Raw genomic sequence first — 17,393 nt, 5'->3', positions numbered from 1 at the left:
CCAGTCAATTTTATCGCACGGCACAGCTAACCCGGCCCCCGTGGAGTGCCACGGCGCGCCGGGGTGCTGTGTAAGGCGCCGCTGCTAGTAGCGGTAGTGCTCCGGCTTGAAGGGACCGGCCACGTCCACGTCCAGGTACTCGGCCTGGTCCTTGGACAGCTCGGTCAGCTCCACGCCCAGGGCATCGAGGTGCAGGCGCGCCACCTTCTCGTCCAGGATCTTGGGCAGCACGTAGACCTGGTTTTCGTATTCCCGCTCGCCTTCGGGCTGGTCCTTCTTGGTGAACAGCTCGATCTGGGCGATGGTCTGGTTGGCGAAGGAGTTGCTCATGACGAACGACGGGTGGCCGGTGGCGTTGCCGAGGTTCAGCAGGCGCCCTTCGGACAGCACGATGATGGACCGGGTGCTGTCCGCCGAGTCGCCGCCGAAGACCCATTCGTGGACCTGGGGCTTGATCACGACCTTCCGGATGCCCGGGATCCGGGCGAGGCCTGCCATGTCGATCTCGTTGTCGAAGTGCCCGATGTTGCCCACGATGGCCTTGTTCTTCATGCCGGCCATGTGCTCGGCCATGATGACGTCCTTGTTGCCCGTGGTGGTGATGAAGATGTCGCCCTGGTCCAGCACGCTCTCCAGCTTGGCCACCTGGTAGCCGTCCATGGCGGCCTGGAGTGCGCAGATGGGGTCGATTTCGGTGACGATCACGCGGGCGCCCTGGCCTCGGAGCGCCTCGGCGGCACCCTTGCCGACGTCGCCGTAACCGCAGACGACGGCGACCTTGCCGCCGATGAGGACATCGGTGGCCCGATTGAGGCCGTCCGGCAGGGAGTGCCGGATGCCGTACTTGTTGTCGAACTTGCTCTTCGTCACGGAGTCGTTGACGTTGATCGCCGGGAAGAGCAGGTTGCCCTGTTCGGCGAGCTGGTAGAGGCGGTGCACGCCCGTGGTGGTTTCCTCGCTGACGCCGTGGATGCCGGCGGCGAGCCGGGTCCACTTCTTCGGATCCTCGGCCAGCGTCCGGCGCAGGACGTCCAGGACAATCCCGTATTCCTCGGGGTCGTTGGCTGCGGCGGCCGGAACGGCCCCGGCTGCTTCAAACTCCACGCCGCGGTGCAGCAGCAGGGTGGCGTCGCCGCCGTCGTCGAGAATCATGTTCGGGCCCAGCTCGGGGTTCGTGTCAGCACCGGGCCAGGTGAGGATCTGCTCGGCGGTCCACCAGTATTCCTCCAGCGTTTCGCCCTTCCAGGCGAACACGGGAACGCCCTGCGGGTCCTCCACGGTGCCGGTGCCAACCACGACGGCTGCGGCGGCCTCATCCTGGGTGGAGAAGATGTTGCAGGAAGCCCAGCGGACCTCGGCGCCGAGGGCCGTAAGGGTCTCGATGAGCACTGCGGTCTGCACGGTCATGTGCAGCGACCCGGCGATGCGGGCTCCCTTGAGGGGCTGGCTGGCCCCGAATTCCTGGCGCAGCGACATGAGTCCCGGCATCTCGTGCTCGGCGAGGCGGATCTGGTGGCGCCCGGCCTCGGCCAGGGAAATGTCGGCAACCTTGTAATCGAACGTCATGTGAATCCTTTGCTGTATCCGGCGTCTGGCCTTCTGCGGTGCTGGCTGGGTGTTAGGCGGTGGGGGCGGCCGCTGCGTCGCCGGCGTCGTGCTGGTCCGACCGGGCGGCCGTGGCTGCGGCGCGCAGTTCGGGGGGAAGCAACAGCGGAATGCCGTCTTCGATCGCGTACCGCACCCGTTCGCCGCCCTCCGCCGCCGATGTGGAGACGAGTTCCTCGCCCTCCTGGGTCAGAGCCGATCCGGTGACCGGGCACCGCAGAACGGACAACAGTTCAGGACTGATCTTTGGCATGGTGGAGGCTCCCTGCTGGGCACAAGCACTGTGGCTGACGGATTTCAGCTTCCAGCCTACCGCCAGTTCGGCGCCAGGACGGTCCGCGCCGGCGTCAGGAGGGTTCGCGCAGGATGCGCAGGTGGCCGCGCCGGGTGCCTTCGGTGGCAGCCGGCGCTTCCAGCGCCGAGTGAGCGGCGCGCTGACCTGCAGCCGGGACCGCCGGGCGGGACGCAGCCTCACGGACGGCGTCGGCCAGGGCGAGAAGGTCGTCGGGGCCCGGTTGGGGCGGCTGCGAAGGCATGGCCAGGCGGAGCACTTCCCAGCCCCGCGGGACGGTCAGCGAACCCGCATGCTGCTCGCACAGGTCGTAGCAGTGCGGCTCCGCGTAGGTTGCCAGCGGGCCGAGGACAGCGGTGGAGTCCGCGTAAACGTACGTCAAAGTTGCCACCGCAGACTGGCGGCAGGCTGACCTGGAACACTGACGTATTGCACCCACGAAAACACAGAATACTCCGCCTCAGTCGGTTTTCCCGACATTGACGAACGGCCCGCGCCACGGCGGCGGCGCACCGGTCCGGTTATGTCGCGCAAATCATTCGGCGGGTCTAAAGTCTGTATATGCAGTCATCGCACCATGCTTCGGGTTTTACGGTCCGGTTGGCTGACCCGGAAACGCCCCGGGACGCTGCCGGGACCCCCGCTGGCCGGAGCTTCACACAGCGCCGGCGCAACCGGCACGGCCGCGGCCTCCGGGGCGAACTGCTGCTGCCCACGCTTCCCGGCTACCGAAGCCGCTCGGAACGGTTCGATGAACTCGTCATGGACTCCGCCCAGCGGCTCCATGACATCTGGGGCAAGCCGCTCGACGGCGTCCGGTTCGCCGTGGATGAGATTCCGCCGAACCTGGAACAGCTGCTCGCCGAGGGTTCGCCACCTCCGCTGGGCTGCTACACCCCCGCCACCGAGGACGAGGGCCCCATCATCACGCTGTACCGCCGCGTGGTTGAGCAGGCCTGCCCCGTCAAGGAGGAACTCCAGGACCTGGTGCATGACGTGGTGGTGGAGCACACCGCCGAGATGCTGGGCGTGGCCCCGGAAACGCTGGACCCGGTATACCGCCGGCGCTACTGAGCGCGGCCGGGCCGGGTTTTCACCGCCCACTTTCACCACCGGCATTTCCGCCGGCGCCTTCCGGGCCGGAGTGTTTCGGCCGGCCCGCGTCGGCGGCTAGTAGCCCAGCGTCACTGGCACTTTTTCCTGTCCTTCTGCGCCCGGGGCAATGGCCACCGTGGACACATCGTTCCGGCCTTCCCGTTCCATCAGCACAGCGCCGTAGGCCGCTCCGCCGGAGGCGGACACGAGATAGCCGACGACTGCCGAGTTGCCGATCTCGTCGGCTGCCTTGAGGGACGTGGTGGTACCGGCGGCGATGTCTGCCGTGGCCGCGGCACGGAGCTTCCCGTCCGCCGTGATCGGGGTGTAGGAGATGGTGGCCCTGTCGTCCAGGGCGCCAAAGACCAGCTCCCGCTCACCGCCCTGGGGAAGCGGGACCACGTGCTGGCTGCCCAGCTGGGCGCTGGCCGGCGACCACGCGAAGTCCAGGCTCTGGCTGGCCTTCAGGCCCCGGCTCACCCGTGCGGCTGCCACGATACTGACGTCCGATGTGGCGGAAACGGTGTACTTGCCGGCGGGAACGCCGGCCAGGGGCACCTCGGTGACGGTGCCGGCCTTCGCGGTGACAACGCCTCCGCGCGGGAGGGCCTGCTGCCCGGCGCGGCCAAACAGCTTCACCTCCACCACGGCGTCCGACGGGCCGGGCACGGTGATCTGCAGCGACGGGCCGGCGTCGTCAAAACCGGATTCACCGGTGAGTGACTTCACGTCCCCGGCGTCCTGGATGTCGATGCCCGTCATCACCTGGGACGGCGCCGCAGATGTTCCGGGCGCGATGAAATCCACGCCGCCGGAGGTCAGCCCGCGGAGCACACTCTGCTGGATGAAGGCGCTGACGGGCCCGCCCGAGCTCCGGACGTGGACGCTCAGCCGTTCTTCACCGGGAGCGAGACCGGCCAAGACGATTGAGCGCGTCGACTTCGGTCCCACCAGCAGGCCGCGGCTGCCCGAGGCCTTGATCTGGCCGGCCTTTCCGTACAGCTCAAGGTTCACCGTTGCGGGGGTGGTGGAGGCGTTGGTGAGGTGGATGACGCTGCTGCGGCCCACCGCGGTGTTGGCGCCGCTGAGCCAAAGGTCGTTGGAGGGGGTCTGGCAAACGGCAGCGGCCGAACCCTGCAGGTCCCCGTCCGTTGCCGTGTAGGCCATGAGGGCTGCGGCCGCAGGCTGCCGGTTAGCGAGGGCGTCGGCGGACAGCATGCTGACATCGTCCACAGCCTGCCCTTCGACGACCCCGGCGAGCACTCCGGAGGAGCCTGCGGGAGCCGTCGCCGAGGCCGGCTCCTTGGCGATCCGCTGCAGCTCGGACCCTTTCAGCGTGGACAGCACGCTGCCGGGAAGGCTGCCGCCCGCCGAGCTGATTACGGCCGCGGACACGGCACTCTTGGCCGTGGCGGACTCGGGGCTGAACTGCGGGTCGGTTCCTACCGGTGTTCCTTCGAGGAGCCGCGCCGGAGCGGGGCAGACGTCCTGGACGCTTCCGGCCGGCACCGCCGCTTCCGCCGCGACGAGGGGCTTGGCCGTCGACGGCTTCGGCGCCAGGGTGGCTCCTGCGACAACGCCTCCGCCGGCGGCAAGGATGACCGCACCGGAGAGCACCCCGGCCACGACGCCGCGCCGGCCGGCAATACGGGTGGCGCCGCCGGACCGGGACCCGGACGCGCTGGTTCTTGAAGCGCTGCGGCCGGCCGCGCTTCTTCCTTTAGCCCGGGCTGCCGCTCCGCTGCCCTGCTTAGCCGGAGCCCCGCCGTCGTTCTCTTCCTCATGCATTCTGGTATTCCTTACGCAGGGAGCCTTCGTCCCTGGACAGGCCGGTGTTGGGGCGCCGCGCCGGCATCGGCAGCGCCAGCAGGACGGTCAGTCCGATGACGGCGGCCTGCAGGATGCCGGACCAGAGCGCCCAGGGGCTTTCGTACCTGACTGTCACCTGGCCTGCCTGCGGAGGCAGCGTGAAGGCCTGGGACCAGCCGGAGGTGGTGGAGGTCAGTTTGCGCCCGTCGAGCCAGGCGGTCCAGCCGGGATCCGCCCGCTCGGCGAGCACCAGCAGCCGGCCCTCCGGCCCCTTGGGCACCGCCGCCTGCGCGCCGGTCAGATCCGAGGGAACCAGCCCGACCGTGGCGCCCTTGCTGTCCACAATGCGTACCCGGTGTGCGACGTCGGCCGGCTGGAGGACGGCGTCGTTCAGGGGTGTCACACGCCAGAGCCAGCCTGAGTCTGTAGCACCGACGGCGGTCAGCCCGGGAACCGCGTCCATCCGGCTGGCGGTCAGCTGGGCGGCCGTGTCCGCGGAGCGCAGGACGACGAATCCGACGCCGAGTCGCTCCAGTTCGGGCCGCGGGTCGACGCCGCGGGCGGCCACCAGGGTGGCGACGCTGGTGCGAAGCGCCGAGGTGACCTCGTCGTCGTCGCGGACCGATTCCTGCCCGGGGTTGCCCAGGATGTTCCGGGCGGCGGCGATGGTGGAGAGGCTGTCCAGCGTGGTGCCTCCCCCGCGCATCAGGGTGGCACTGTACGTTCCGTCCTCGCCGGTGCTGATCAGCAGCGTCCGGGTCTGCTCCGGGCCCTCGCCGCGGTCCACGGCGGTGGCGGGCAGCATCCGCGGGTCAGTGGGGCCAATGAGCCGGGGCGTCCCGAGGTCCGCCGTGTCAGCGTGCACCGCGGCGTCGGCCGGCTGCACCACATTCTGCACCGTCCAGGCCGCCAGCGCGGCCAGCGGCCCGGCGAGGAGGAGCACCAGCGCCAGCGCCGCGGCACCGCGGGCCACGGCACTGGGCCGCGCTCCCCCGTCACGGGTCACGCTGTCCGGTGCGGCACCGGCGAGTGTCAGCAGACCGTCGCCGCCGATGATGGCCGCTCCAAGCAGCGCGAAAACGGCAGCGGAAACGGCCGGACCGGTGAATGGCACCACGAGCGACTGGGCGCCGGCCCCGGTGGCCACGTGCGCCGCCAGCCACCCGCCGGCCAGGACCACGAGTGCCGCCACCCAGAGGACTCTGGCGATGCGGCCGCGGCGGCCCGCGTGGACACGGAGCGGAACGAAGAGCGCGGCCACGGCCAGCGCCAGCAGCGGGGCTCCGACCAGAAGGGCCAGGAGCAACGCCCACGGGACGGAGCCGCCGGAAAAGAGCGCCAGTCCGGCAAGGCCGCCGGCGGGGTCGAAGCTGAGCGGCTGGCCCAGGATCTGCTGCCATACCGGGGCGCCGTCGAACGGCAGCGGAAGTCCGGGATCGGCCAACAGCGCCCGGGGCCGGTCGAGGGTGGACAGCGCAAACGGCACAAACAGCGCAGCGCTCGGCAGCAGTGCCCACCACAGCGTGCGTCCGCGCTTTCCCAGCAGCAGGCTCAGGAGAATGATGACGACGGCGGCCGGCAGCAGGAGCGAGGGTGCGGCGGCGGTGATGGCCGCCAGTGCCAGCCCGGCGGCTGCGGCCGCCGTCCATGACGGCGTGCCATTGACTCCGGGCTTGGCCGGCGGCTGGTCCGCGGGGCTGCCGGCCGGAACCGGCGCGAAGCGGCCGCGGCCGAAGGCCGAGCCGGTGGCCCGCAGCAGCGCCAGGACCAGCAGCGGCATCAGAAGGTGCGCGAGCAGGGCCCCGATGCGCCCCTGATTGACGGCCACCTGCAGGGCGGGCGCTGCCGCCCAGACCAGGGCAGCCGCAAGCCGGAAGCGGCGGTACGAGGTCAGGGCGCCGGCAGCGAACCAGGCAGTCAGGCCGGAGAGCGGCATGGCCAGCAGGAGCAGCCAGATGACGGCACCGTTGGCGTTGCCTCCGCCCAGCAGCCCAAGGATCCAGAGGACGTAGCCGAAGGGGTCGCCGTGCCCGGGGAGTCCGGCGCCCAGCCCGATCCACCAGCTGGAGGCATGGTGCCAGATATCCTCGAGCCGGGCTGAGACCGGAAGGAGCGCCCCGCCGGCGGCGGCGTCGGCCTGGAAAAGCGCGGCAAGGCCGGCGAAGGACGCCGCTGCGGCAAGAATGCCGGCGGCGACCGCGCCGTTGCCCACCCAGCCCCGCTCATTGGTGGACAGGGCTGCGAAGTCATCCGTCGAATCGCCGCTGGGCTGCTCCTCCAGCGGGTCATTGCTGTCCTCGGAGGCCCGTGCATCGTCCGCGCCCAGGGCTTCCATCAGCGAGCGCCGGTGGCCCCACACTTCTCGACGCTCGGTCTGCAGCGATTTCACCACGGAACGGCGGACGCGGCGCGTGCGGGCAGCGTTGCGCCGTCCGCGGGCGAGGGCGGCGGGCCTGGCGAGGGCCGCGGCGGTGGCCAGGAGCTGCGAAAAACCGTACCCGGGATCCTTTACGGCGATGCTGAAGACCAGCCGGAGCAGGCTCCCGAGGAGAGCGCCGACGGCGTGCAGCGGCAGTGCCCACAGCGGTGCGTGCTTAAGCCGTAGGTGAACCTGTGCCCGGCGCGCGGCCGAGGCCGTACCGAGGGCATGCGGCCGGTGGGAGACGTGGAACATCCTCGCGCTGGGAACCACCACCACGCGGTGTCCGGCCAGCCGGTTGCGCCAGCAGAAGTCGACGTCGTCGCCTGTGCCGGGAAGCGCGGGGTCAAAGCCTTTAAGGTGCTCCCAGATGTCCCGCCGGACCAGCATGCCGGCGGAATTGACGGCGAAGGTGTCGGAACGTCCGTCGTACTGGCCCTGGTCGAGTTCGTCCGCCTCGATCAGCGTGAGGCGTTCGGCCCAGCGGCTGGTGGAAAGCCCGACGTCGATCAGTCGCCTTTTGGCGTTCCAGTCCAGTTGCTTGCAGCCTGCGACAGTAACGGAAGGGGCACGCTCCACGGCGTGCAGCAGCTCGGCCAGCGCCTCGGGGGCAGGTGCCGCATCGTCGTGCAGGAGCCAGATCCATTCGGACCGGTCGTGTGTGCCCTGCGGTTTCCACGGGGCCAGGGCGGACAGGCCGGCCCGCACCGCGGCGCCCATCCCCGTCCTGCCGCCATTGGCGGTGATGACGTTGGCCTCGCCAAGGGCGCGCTGCAGCAGGGCGGCTGAAGTGTCCTGTGAGCCGGTATCCACCCCGATCACGGTGTCCGCCGGCCGGGTCTGTCCGGCCAGCGCTGAAAGTGTCCTGGGCAAATAATCACTGCCGTTGTGGGCTACCACAACGGCAGTGACGTGTACTTCCTGAAGAATTAGACCGCTCGCTTCCTCAGCCGTCGGCGCTCACGCTCGGAGAGGCCACCCCAAATCCCGAACCGTTCGTCATTCGCCAGTGCATATTCAAGGCACTGCGACCGCACGCTGCATGCTCCGCAGACTTTCTTGGCGTCCCGTGTGGAACCGCCCTTTTCCGGGAAGAAGGCCTCCGGATCTGTCTGCGCGCACAGGGCGTCGGTCTGCCACCCAAGCTCGCCTTCGTCGTCGAAATCCTGCCCCAGGGGCAAACCGATCCACACCGGCTGCGCCAGGGTGGAGGATGCCGGGTTCCGGATCTCCATGGGGGGATCAAGATCATCCTCATCCTGCTCCGGCTGACCGGCCAGCAGGGATTCATTCTGGAGGGCGTCATGCTGCGCCAGGAAGGCCGTGGCCTGGTCCTGCAGCGAGGCAGACGTGTCCTGGTTGTACCGCTCTGCGGCGTCCGGATCGGCCGGATCTACGTACCAGTCGCTGGGTACTCCCCGAGACCTGTACTTTGCTGTGGCCTGGCCGGCCATAACAGCATCATCATGCATACGCTCCGCTTGCCCCATGGCGTCCCCTCCTGAGTAGTGCGGCCCCCGGCCCGACGTTCAGGACACTACGTGGAGTTCCTGAGAGTTCGCCGCGGCTTTTCGATACCTAATTACACGCGTGTAAGTAAGGGGAGTCAAGCCGCGACGGAATAATAATCAATACGCTGGCCGATCAGCGGGCGCGCCACGCCCGGGAATTATTTTTCAGCACCGCGCTGGACAGATACGGGATTTGACAGCAACCTTAGTATCCGGCCTGGCGCGGGCGCAATTCCGGCAATTCTTCCTCGTGCCGCGAGGTTAAGGCAAACGACGTTACAAACTGCTGTGCCGGAGATCACGCCAGAAGGCGTGGCAAGATGAAGCCATGAACATCCCGGCCACTGACCTCATGACGGCCCTGCGCTCGGGCCACTCCACCTCGCCGCGCCTGACCTGGTACGGCCCCGACGCGGAGCGGGTGGAACTCTCCGGGCGCGTGCTGGACAACTGGGTCGCGAAGACCAGCAACCTGCTTCAGGACGAACTCGACGCCGAACCGGGAATGCGCCTCCGGCTCGACCTTCCCGCGCACTGGAAATCCATCATCTGGGCCCTTGCCGCCTGGCAGCTGGGCATGGAGGTGGTGCTCGGCTCCGGCGACGCGGACCTGCTCGCCACCGCTGAACCGGACGCGGCAGAGGACGGATTCGACGCGGTTGTTGCGGTTCCCCTGCCGGCGCTGGCAATGCGGTGGCCCGGGGAACTGCCTGCAGGAGTCCTCGACTATGCCGCGGAGGTCCGATCCCACGGCGACGTGTTCATGGCCCACAATGACCCCGATCCGGGGGCTCCCGCCGTCCGCAGCTCAGCGGGTTCAGCCGTCCGCCACGAGGCCCTCCTGGCGGAGTTTGCCGCCGGACACGAGCCGAGCGCGAGGCTGCTGGTGCGCGCGGCCGACGGCCTCGAGTCGGCGCTGGCCAACGCCCTCGGCGCGTGGAAGAGCGACGGCTCGGTGGTGCTGGTCCACGGCGACGTGGAACTGACGGAGAAACTTCTCGCAGCGGAGCGCATCCACGGCGAGTGAGGTGGACCTAGCTCGGGCGGACGGGCCGCTCGGGGTCGTCCACCTCCGGTTCCAGGACGCGCTCCGCCGGCCGGGCGGTGTGGTGGTGGACCTCGATGATCTCGTGGTCGTGCGAGAACTCCGGCTCCTGGTCCAGTTCCTGGTTGAAGACGAGGAACCGGTAGGCAAAGAAGCGGACCACCGTGGCCACAAGAATGCCCACGACGCCCGCGGCGAAGAGCATGTTCTTGTCCGTGACGCCCAGCGAGTACTTTGCCAGGGCCGTAAACCCGGTGGAGATGCCGATGCCGATGCCGTTGATGAGGATGAACATCAGGAATTCACGGAGCACGTTGGCCTGGCGGCGGTGCCGGAACGTCCAGAGGCGGTTGGCGATCCAGGAGAACACGGTGGCGACGGTGGCGCCCACAAAGCGGGCCTTGGCCTCGCTGTCCGTCATGGGTCCGTGCATCAGGTAGTAAGTCAGCCCGTTGTCAATGACAAACGCCACACCGCCCACGGCACCGAACTTCGCCACCTCGCGCCAGAAAAGCGAGGCGAGTCCCCGGATGCGCTCTGCAAGTGTGTTAATCATGACCCTCCGTGGCCGTCTGAATACTGGGGGCCGTTGGGCCAAGCTCCCATTTTAGCCCCGTTTCCCGGGAGTATCCTCAGAGCACCCGGCACTGGACGGTCCCATCCGCGGCCGCGCCGCCAAAAATCGTGCGACTTGGGGAGCTTCAAGCCACGAAAGACGGCAACCGCGCTCCTTTTCTGTAGGCTGGAACATGTGACTTTTCCAGTAATCGGCGTGGTTGGCGGCGGCCAGCTTGCGCGCATGATGGCCCCTGCCGCCACCGCCCTGGGCTTTGAACTCCGTGTTTTGGCCGAAGGCGAAGACGTATCCGCGGTCTCCGCTGTCCCCAACGCCCCCGTGGGCGACTACAAGGACCTCGACGCCCTGATGGAATTCTCCAAGGGCCTTGACGTGATGACGTTTGACCACGAGCACGTCCCGGGTGACCACCTCTATGCCCTGATCGAAGCGGGGGTCAACGTCCAGCCCGGCCCTGACGCGCTGGTCAACGCCCAGGACAAGCTGGTCATGCGCGCCGCCATTGACCGCCTCGAGCTGCCCAACCCCGAATGGGCCGCGGTGGACGACGTCGCCGGCCTGGTCAGCTTCGGGGACCGGATCGGCTGGCCCGTGGTGCTCAAGACCCCGCGCGGCGGCTACGACGGAAAGGGCGTGCGCATCGTCGGCTCCCCCGAGGAGGCTGCGGAGACCGCGGACTGGTTCGAGTCCATGAGCCCGCTCCTCGCCGAGGCCAAGGTCGAGTTCAGCCGCGAGCTTTCGGCACTTGTTGCCCGCACCCCGGACGGGGCATCCCGTGCCTGGCCGGTGGTCCACACCATCCAGGTGGACGGCGTCTGCGACGAGGTGATCGCGCCGGCACAGAACATCTCCCTCGAGGTCGCTGCGGCCGCCGAGGAGGCTGCCCTCCGGATCGCGAACGAGCTCGGCGTCACCGGCGTCATGGCCGTGGAAATGTTCGAGACGCCCGGCAGCGGCGCCGGGTTCCTGATCAACGAATTGGCGATGCGGCCCCACAACACGGGACACTGGACGCAGGACGGCTCCGTCACCAGCCAGTTCGAACAGCACCTGCGGGCGGTCCTGAACCTGCCGCTCGGTGCCACGGACGTCCTGGGCCAGGTCGCTGTGATGAAGAACTTCCTGGGCGGCGACAACCAGGACCTCTTCTCCGCCTTCCCGGCCGCACTGGCGGCAGAACCGGCCGCCAAGGTGCACTGCTACGGCAAATCCGTGCGTCCCGGCCGGAAAATCGGCCACGTCAACCTGGTGGGCGCGTCCGCCGCGGACGTCGACTCGCTCCGCCATCGCGCCACCACTGTGGCCAACATCATCCGCGACGGCCGCCTGCCGGCGGCGGCAACAGGCACCCCCGAGGAGACCCCATGAGCCCCGAACCCGCAGCAGCCCCGGACGCCGGTGCCCCCTCCCCTCTTGTAGGCCTCGTCATGGGCTCGGATTCGGACTGGCCCGTCATGGAAGCGGCGGCTGACGCCCTCGCCGAGTTCGGCATTCCCTTCGAGGCGGACGTTGTCTCCGCCCACCGCATGCCCACCGAGATGATCCGCTACGGACAGACGGCGCACGAGCGCGGCCTCCGCGTGATCATTGCCGGCGCCGGCGGTGCCGCGCACCTTCCGGGCATGCTGGCGTCAGTCACTCCCCTGCCGGTGATCGGCGTGCCGGTCCCGCTCAAGACCCTGGACGGCATGGACTCCCTGCTCTCCATCGTGCAGATGCCCGCCGGGGTCCCGGTGGCCACGGTCTCCATCGCCGGGGCGCGGAACGCAGGCCTGCTGGCCGTCCGTATGCTGGCCGCCGGCACCGATGACCTCGCCGCCCGCCTCCGCACGGAGCTCCTGGACTTTGCACAGGAACTCAACGACGTGGCGAGCCGGAAGGGCGCCAACCTCCGCCAGAAAGTCAACGAGGTCTTCTCCGACTCAAACGTGGCTCTGCGGAGCAGCCGATAGGGATCTGCCATGTCCAACACCGAACTGCCGTCCACGGGCCCCCTGACGGATCCCGTCCGCAACCCGTCGAGCGCTGCTGAACCCGTCCGGACCAAGCGCGCGTTCCTGCTGATCCTGCTCACGCTGCTGGTGCCCGGAAGCGCCCAGATCGTGGCCGGGGACCGCAAGCTGGGCCGGATCGCCCTGCGCGTTACCCTCAGCGCCTGGCTGCTCGCGGTCCTTGCCCTGGTACTGCTGTTCGCCAACCGGACCCTGCTGATCAACATCATCACCAATCCGGTTGCCTCGCTGCTCATCGTCCTGGTCCTGGCCGCGCTGGCAGTGGGCTGGCTGGTGCTGTTCGTCAACACTTTGCGGCTCATCCGGCCGGTGCTGCTGCCCGCCAAGATGCGGCCCGCGGTCGTGGTTGCCCTTGTCCTCGCGATGGTGGTGAGCAGCGGATCGCTGGGCTACGCGGCGTACCTGCTCAACGTCAGCCGGAACGCCATCGGCAGCATCTTCAACGCCAACGGCCCCGCCATCGACCCGGTGGACGGCCGCTACAACTTCCTCATGATGGGCGGTGACGCCGGCGCGGACCGCACCGGCCGGCGCCCGGACAGCCTGTCCGTGCTCAGCGTTGACGCCAAATCCGGCCAGACCGCCATCATCTCGGTGCCGCGCAACCTGCAGAACGCGCGGTTCAGCGAGGGTTCTCCGATGCGGAAGATCTACCCTGACGGCTACAACTGCGGCGACGAATGCCTCATCAACGCCATCAACACCGAGGTCACGAACGAGCACAAGGACCTGTACCCGGGGGTCGCGGATCCCGGAGCGCAGGCAACCCTTGAGGCAGTTTCCGGCACGCTCGGCATCACTGTGCAGGCGTACGTGCTGGTGGACATGGACGGCTTCGCGAAGCTGATTGACGCGATGGGCGGCATCCGGATCAAGGCCGGCGGCTGGGTGCCCATCAGCGGCGACATGATCGACGAGGCCAACGGCATCCACGGCATGCCCCTGGGCTGGATCCCGGCCGGCGACCAGAAGCTCGACGGATACCACGCCCTCTGGTATGGCCGGTCCCGCGAGTTCGTGGACGACTACGCCCGGATCGCGCGGCAGCAGTGCGTCCAGCAGGCCATGCTGAAACAGCTGGATCCGGCAACCCTGCTGGCCAAGTTCGAGGACATCGCCAACGCCGGCACCAAGGTGGTGGATTCCAACATCTCCGCCAGCCAGCTCGGCAGTTTTGTGGACCTCGCCATGAAGGCGAAGGGCCAGGACATCAAACGGCTCACCATCGGGCCGCCGGACTTCGACGCGTCCTTCTCGACGGTGCCCGACTTCGACCAGATCCATGACCGGGTCAAGAAGCTGCTCGCGTCCGCCAGTTCAGAATCGCCGGCCGCCGCCGCGACGGAAGACACGGTGCAGGAAGACACCGTGCTGCAGCCGGGAACTGTTCCCGGCAGCCGGCTCTCCGCCGCAGGCGCCGTTGGTCCCATGGCCGGGCTTCCGGCCACCACCCCCTCACCGGCACCGTCGTCGTCGTCGGACTTCACCCCGGTGACCACCACCCCCGAGGGGGAACCGATCACGGAAGCGATGCTGAACCAGTTCAAGCGCGAGGGCAACGAACAGGCCATCCGCGACCTTGTGGCCACCAACGGCCAGTGCGCACCGCTTTGAGCATTTTCACCAAACGAGGGGGGACACGAGGCGTGTACCAGATAGACAATGTCCTGCGGCGGTATGCATGGGGCTCGACGACGGCGATCGCCGGCCTGCTGGGCCGGCCGGAATCCGGTGGTCCGGAAGCCGAACTGTGGATCGGCGCCCATCCTGACTCGCCGTCGGTGGCCATCCGGCCGGACGGCACGACGACGCCGCTGGACGCACTAATCGGTGAGGACCCGGAGCATTTCCTGGGTGCGGCTTCGGTGGCCGAGTTCGGTCCGCGGCTGCCGTTCCTGGCCAAAATCCTCGCCGCCGCGAAGCCGCTGTCGCTGCAGGTGCACCCGAGCCTTGAGCAGGCCAGGGCCGGCTACGCCCGCGAGAACGAGGCCGGCATTCCGGCCGACGCGGCGAACCGCAGCTACCATGACGACAACCACAAGCCGGAAATGATTTTCGCGCTGACCCCGTTCGAGTCGCTGTGCGGATTCCGTGCACCGGAGAAGTCCCGTGACATCTTCCTCCACCTGGCAGGCTGCCTTGAGCTTCCCGGGAACGGCGTCCCGCAGGTTCTGAAGGACGTCATTGACGACCTCTCGCAGCCCGAGGAGGAGAAGGCCCTACGGTCTGCTTTCGAACGGCTGATCGCCGGCGGCGAGGCAGTCAGCGAAGCCACGTCCCGGGTGGTCGATGCGCTGGCCTCCGGTGCGCCCATGGCCCCCTACCAGCTGGAGCTGTCCACGGTACTGAGCCTCAACGGCGAATATCCGGGCGATCCCGGCGTTCTGATTTCCCTGCTGCTCAACCGCCTGTCGCTGCAGCCCGGCGACGCCGTTTACCTCCCGGCAGGCAAGGTCCACGCCTACCTGCACGGCGTGGGTGTCGAGGTGATGGCGTCCTCGGACAACGTGCTCCGCGGTGGCCTGACACCCAAGTTCATCGACATTCCCGAGCTGCTGAACACGATCGTCTTCGAATCGGTGGGCCTCCCCATGCTCCGGGCGGAAACCTCCGAACTCGGTCAGGAACTCTACTTCCCGCCCTTCCGGGAGTTCCAGCTCCAGCGGATCGAACTGCGGCCGGACGGTGAGCCGGTGCCGCTGGCGCAGTCGGGCGCCGCGGTGGTCATCGTCGTCGCCGGTTCCGTAATCCTTGACTCGCCGAAGGGCGACCTTCAGCTGGGCCACGGCGCAAGCGCGTTCCTGCCGGCCGCCGAAGCCCCCGTCAATGTCCACCCCGTGTCCGGGGCCACGGAGAACGCCGTGGCCTTCGCCGTGACCACCTCGACAAAGGCCTGACCAGCTGTGGAATATTTCCTGCAAACGAAGGCCTGGGAGGATTTCCAGAAGTCCCTGGGACGCCACGTGCACCGGCAGTCCGGTCCCGGCTGGAGCTTCCTGGCCATCGAGGAGAAGAACCCGGCGGGCAAGGTCCTGTATGCGCCGTACGGTCCGGTGGCCGGGTCCGTTGAGGCGTTCGACGCCGCGCTGGCCGCCCTCCGCACGCTGGCCAAGTCCTGCGGCGCCGTGTTTGTCCGGATCGAGCCGGTGGGTCTCGATCCTGAAAGTGCGCCCGGGACGCTGCGGAACCGCGGCCTGCAGCCTGCCCCGGTGAACCAGCAGCCCGAGCTCAGCTGGATCGTGGACCTGGACCGGGACTTCAAGGACGTCCTGGCGGAGATGAAGCCGGTCAACCGCAACCTGTACCGGAACATCCACAAGAAGGGCGTCACGTTCCGCGCCACGCAAGATCCCGAGGACATCCGGGTGCTGCTGAACTTCCTGCACATGACGGCACGGCGGAACGGCTTCAAGCCGCAAAGTGACGAGTACCTGACGCAGGTGGCCCAGTCCCTCATGCCGGCGGGCGCAGCAACGCTGTTCATCGCCGACCTGCACGGCGGCCCGGTGGCGGCAGCACTGGCCTACGATTCCGCGGACACCCGGACCTACGCCCACGCGGCCATGGATGACACCCACCGCAAGCTCAGCGCGGGCATTCCCCTCCTCGTGACGCTCATGGCCGACGCCCAGGAGAAGGGCCTGAAGCACGTGGACCTGTGGGGCGTGGCCCCGGCCGACCAGCCGGACCACAAGTGGGCAGGGTTCACCGCGTTCAAGAAGTCCTTCGGCGGACGCGAGATCGCTTACCCCGGCACGTGGGACCTGCCCATCAACCGGCCCCGCTACGCTGCCTACCAGGCGGCCCGCAAACTCCGCGACGGCATCAAGTCCCTTCTCAAGCGCCCCACCCGCTAAGCGCGAACGTACACTTAAGCCCCTCCCTCGAGCGCGAACGTACACTTGTGGCCCCAAATACCTGTGGTTTTGGGGCCACAAGTGTACGTTCGCGCCAGCTCCGGGATTTGTGCCTGTGGATAACGTCCTGATGGCCCTCCGTCCGGTACACACTGGAGCATGGCTCTCTCAGAACTGCCCCACCAGCTGGCGGCGGGGTCATTCACTAGCCCCGAAGCTGCCTCGTGCGGCGTGTCCCGGAAGCGCCAGCGCCAACCGGACCTGGCCGTACCCTCGCGCGGGATCCGCGTTCCACTCGGCGCAGATGCCACCACTGGCGCCAACCTGCGCGCCTATACCGCATTGGACGACGCGTCTACCCTCACCCACCACTCCGGTGCACGCATCTGGGATCTTGGCCTACCCGGCTGGATGCAGGAAGACTGGCGCATCCATGTCGCGCGTGAGAGAGGCTGCAGTAAGCCCCGCCGGCGGAACGTCGTTGGCCACCGCCTGACTTTCAAGCCCGGCGAGGTGGTGATTCACGACGGCGTCCGGGTCACCTCACCGGCAAGGACGTGGCTGGATCTCGCAAGCCTGTTCACCGTCGACGAACTGGTAGCCGCGGGCGATTCGGTGGTGGTTGCGCACGGACCCGAATTCCCTCTGCCGCGGACTCCGCTGGCAGCAATTGAGGACCTACGCCGGATGGTGGCTTCACACCCGGGCATGCGGGGAATCAAGACTGCACGGCTGGCACTCCCCGAGATCCGCGTAGGGGCCGACTCGCCGCAGGAGACCCGCATGCGGCTGGTTCTTGCCCGCACCAGGCTCGGCGAACCGGTTCTGAACCATGTCATCCACAACAGTTGGGGCCAACCGGCGGTGTGGCCGGACGCCGCCTATCCGGAGCACCGCCTCGCACTGCAATACGACGGCGGGCACCATTCGGATCCCATTCAGGCAGCTCGCGACAGGAAGCGCAAGGAAATCACGGAACGGCTGGGGTGGACGGAGCTCAGAATATTCAAGGACGATCTCGACGGCGACAAGCCGTTCGTTCTCGAGAAGGTCCGGGCAACACTGCAGGGACAGCTCCGGCGCCAGGCATCCGGAGCCTAGGAATCCCCGGGGGGGACTCGCGCGAACGTACAGTTGTGGCCCCGGATCCGGGTGGATTCGGGGCCACAAC

General features: G+C 68.2%; 15 protein-coding genes. 8 read left to right on the top strand and 7 right to left on the bottom strand.

Translation table 11 applies throughout. From position 1 onward, the window contains the following. Positions 1 to 84: 84 nt before the first annotated feature. The 3 genes from ahcY to ACFVTE_RS10220 form a co-directional block, all read right to left on the bottom strand. Complete coding sequence (gene ahcY, locus ACFVTE_RS10230; RefSeq protein ID WP_387099867.1) at positions 85 to 1,566, bottom strand: adenosylhomocysteinase; 1,482 nt, start codon at positions 1,564 to 1,566, stop codon at positions 85 to 87. 52 nt (positions 1,567 to 1,618) lie between these two features. After that, on the bottom strand, positions 1,619 to 1,858 hold the full coding sequence (locus ACFVTE_RS10225; RefSeq protein WP_387099864.1) for a Trm112 family protein: 240 nt from the start codon (positions 1,856 to 1,858) through the stop codon (positions 1,619 to 1,621). 94 nt (positions 1,859 to 1,952) lie between these two features. Further along, the gene (locus ACFVTE_RS10220) at positions 1,953 to 2,336 is read right to left on the bottom strand and encodes a DUF3499 domain-containing protein (protein WP_387099861.1); all 384 of its coding nucleotides are present in this window, start codon (positions 2,334 to 2,336) and stop codon (positions 1,953 to 1,955) included. A gap of 122 nt (positions 2,337 to 2,458) precedes the next feature. On the opposite strand from ACFVTE_RS10220, the gene ACFVTE_RS10215 reads away from it, so the two are divergent. After that, complete coding sequence (locus ACFVTE_RS10215) at positions 2,459 to 2,971, top strand: metallopeptidase family protein (RefSeq protein WP_387099859.1); 513 nt, start codon at positions 2,459 to 2,461, stop codon at positions 2,969 to 2,971. Between the two features lie 96 nt (positions 2,972 to 3,067). Here the strand turns inward: ACFVTE_RS10215 and ACFVTE_RS10210 are convergent, their stop codons facing one another. From ACFVTE_RS10210 to ACFVTE_RS10200, 3 genes are read right to left on the bottom strand one after another with little or no spacing between them, the layout of a single operon-like run. Further along, positions 3,068 to 4,780: a DUF5719 family protein gene (locus ACFVTE_RS10210; protein WP_387099856.1), complete on the bottom strand. Its 1,713-nt coding sequence runs from the start codon at positions 4,778 to 4,780 to the stop codon at positions 3,068 to 3,070. After that, the gene (locus tag ACFVTE_RS10205; protein WP_387099853.1) at positions 4,773 to 8,120 is read right to left on the bottom strand and encodes a glycosyltransferase family 2 protein; all 3,348 of its coding nucleotides are present in this window, start codon (positions 8,118 to 8,120) and stop codon (positions 4,773 to 4,775) included. The genes ACFVTE_RS10210 and ACFVTE_RS10205 overlap by 8 nt, the downstream gene beginning before the upstream one ends. A gap of 29 nt (positions 8,121 to 8,149) precedes the next feature. Beyond that, the gene (locus ACFVTE_RS10200) at positions 8,150 to 8,710 is read right to left on the bottom strand and encodes a WhiB family transcriptional regulator (RefSeq protein ID WP_387099851.1); all 561 of its coding nucleotides are present in this window, start codon (positions 8,708 to 8,710) and stop codon (positions 8,150 to 8,152) included. Between the two features lie 349 nt (positions 8,711 to 9,059). Between ACFVTE_RS10200 and ACFVTE_RS10195 the strand changes: the two genes are divergently transcribed. Further along, positions 9,060 to 9,758, top strand: coding sequence for a TIGR03089 family protein (locus ACFVTE_RS10195; protein ID WP_387099848.1), 699 nt, complete (start codon positions 9,060 to 9,062; stop codon positions 9,756 to 9,758). Between the two features lie 7 nt (positions 9,759 to 9,765). Here ACFVTE_RS10195 and ACFVTE_RS10190 read toward each other — a convergent pair whose 3' ends face one another. Next, entirely contained in the window at positions 9,766 to 10,332 is a 567-nt protein-coding gene (locus tag ACFVTE_RS10190; protein ID WP_387099845.1) for a GtrA family protein, read from the bottom strand. A 243-nt stretch (positions 10,333 to 10,575) separates the two neighbouring features. Here ACFVTE_RS10190 and ACFVTE_RS10185 point away from each other — a divergent pair, with 243 nt between their 5' ends. From ACFVTE_RS10185 to ACFVTE_RS10160, 6 genes are all read left to right on the top strand, one after another. After that, positions 10,576 to 11,721 (top strand): 5-(carboxyamino)imidazole ribonucleotide synthase, encoded by a 1,146-nt coding sequence (locus ACFVTE_RS10185; RefSeq protein ID WP_387100498.1) that lies wholly within the window; start codon positions 10,576 to 10,578, stop codon positions 11,719 to 11,721. After that, complete coding sequence (purE, locus tag ACFVTE_RS10180) at positions 11,718 to 12,305, top strand: 5-(carboxyamino)imidazole ribonucleotide mutase (protein ID WP_387099842.1); 588 nt, start codon at positions 11,718 to 11,720, stop codon at positions 12,303 to 12,305. The genes ACFVTE_RS10185 and purE overlap by 4 nt, the downstream gene beginning before the upstream one ends. 9 nt (positions 12,306 to 12,314) lie before the next feature. Beyond that, positions 12,315 to 13,979 carry an LCP family protein gene (locus ACFVTE_RS10175; RefSeq protein WP_387099839.1) on the top strand — a complete coding sequence of 555 codons (1,665 nt, stop codon included), beginning with the start codon at positions 12,315 to 12,317 and terminating at the stop codon, positions 13,977 to 13,979. 32 nt (positions 13,980 to 14,011) lie between these two features. After that, complete coding sequence (gene manA / locus ACFVTE_RS10170) at positions 14,012 to 15,262, top strand: mannose-6-phosphate isomerase, class I (protein WP_387099836.1); 1,251 nt, start codon at positions 14,012 to 14,014, stop codon at positions 15,260 to 15,262. Between the two features lie 6 nt (positions 15,263 to 15,268). Continuing rightward, positions 15,269 to 16,222 carry a lipid II:glycine glycyltransferase FemX gene (locus tag ACFVTE_RS10165; RefSeq protein WP_387099833.1) on the top strand — a complete coding sequence of 318 codons (954 nt, stop codon included), beginning with the start codon at positions 15,269 to 15,271 and terminating at the stop codon, positions 16,220 to 16,222. Positions 16,223 to 16,381: 159 nt separating this feature from the next. Next, the gene (locus ACFVTE_RS10160; protein ID WP_387099830.1) at positions 16,382 to 17,323 is read left to right on the top strand and encodes an endonuclease domain-containing protein; all 942 of its coding nucleotides are present in this window, start codon (positions 16,382 to 16,384) and stop codon (positions 17,321 to 17,323) included. Positions 17,324 to 17,393: the final 70 nt, after the last annotated feature.

Source organism: Arthrobacter sp. NPDC058097 (genome assembly GCF_042884885.1).
GTDB lineage: Bacteria > Actinomycetota > Actinomycetes > Actinomycetales > Micrococcaceae > Arthrobacter.
This window is presented reverse-complemented; position numbering and strand designations above follow the sequence as displayed.

Excerpts from the sequence above, each read along its gene's own strand:
- ahcY (WP_387099867.1), bottom strand. The coding sequence starts at position 1,566 with ATGACGTTCGATTACAAGGTTGCCGACATTTCCCTGGCCGAGGCCGGG.
- ACFVTE_RS10225 (WP_387099864.1), bottom strand. The coding sequence starts at position 1,858 with ATGCCAAAGATCAGTCCTGAACTGTTGTCCGTTCTGCGGTGCCCGGTC.
- ACFVTE_RS10215 (WP_387099859.1), top strand. The coding sequence starts at position 2,459 with ATGCAGTCATCGCACCATGCTTCGGGTTTTACGGTCCGGTTGGCTGAC.
- ACFVTE_RS10210 (WP_387099856.1), bottom strand. The coding sequence starts at position 4,780 with ATGCATGAGGAAGAGAACGACGGCGGGGCTCCGGCTAAGCAGGGCAGC.
- ACFVTE_RS10200 (WP_387099851.1), bottom strand. The coding sequence starts at position 8,710 with ATGGGGCAAGCGGAGCGTATGCATGATGATGCTGTTATGGCCGGCCAG.
- ACFVTE_RS10195 (WP_387099848.1), top strand. The coding sequence starts at position 9,060 with ATGAACATCCCGGCCACTGACCTCATGACGGCCCTGCGCTCGGGCCAC.
- ACFVTE_RS10190 (WP_387099845.1), bottom strand. The coding sequence starts at position 10,332 with ATGATTAACACACTTGCAGAGCGCATCCGGGGACTCGCCTCGCTTTTC.
- ACFVTE_RS10185 (WP_387100498.1), top strand. The coding sequence starts at position 10,576 with ATGATGGCCCCTGCCGCCACCGCCCTGGGCTTTGAACTCCGTGTTTTG.
- purE (WP_387099842.1), top strand. The coding sequence starts at position 11,718 with ATGAGCCCCGAACCCGCAGCAGCCCCGGACGCCGGTGCCCCCTCCCCT.
- ACFVTE_RS10175 (WP_387099839.1), top strand. The coding sequence starts at position 12,315 with ATGTCCAACACCGAACTGCCGTCCACGGGCCCCCTGACGGATCCCGTC.
- ACFVTE_RS10160 (WP_387099830.1), top strand. The coding sequence starts at position 16,382 with ATGGCTCTCTCAGAACTGCCCCACCAGCTGGCGGCGGGGTCATTCACT.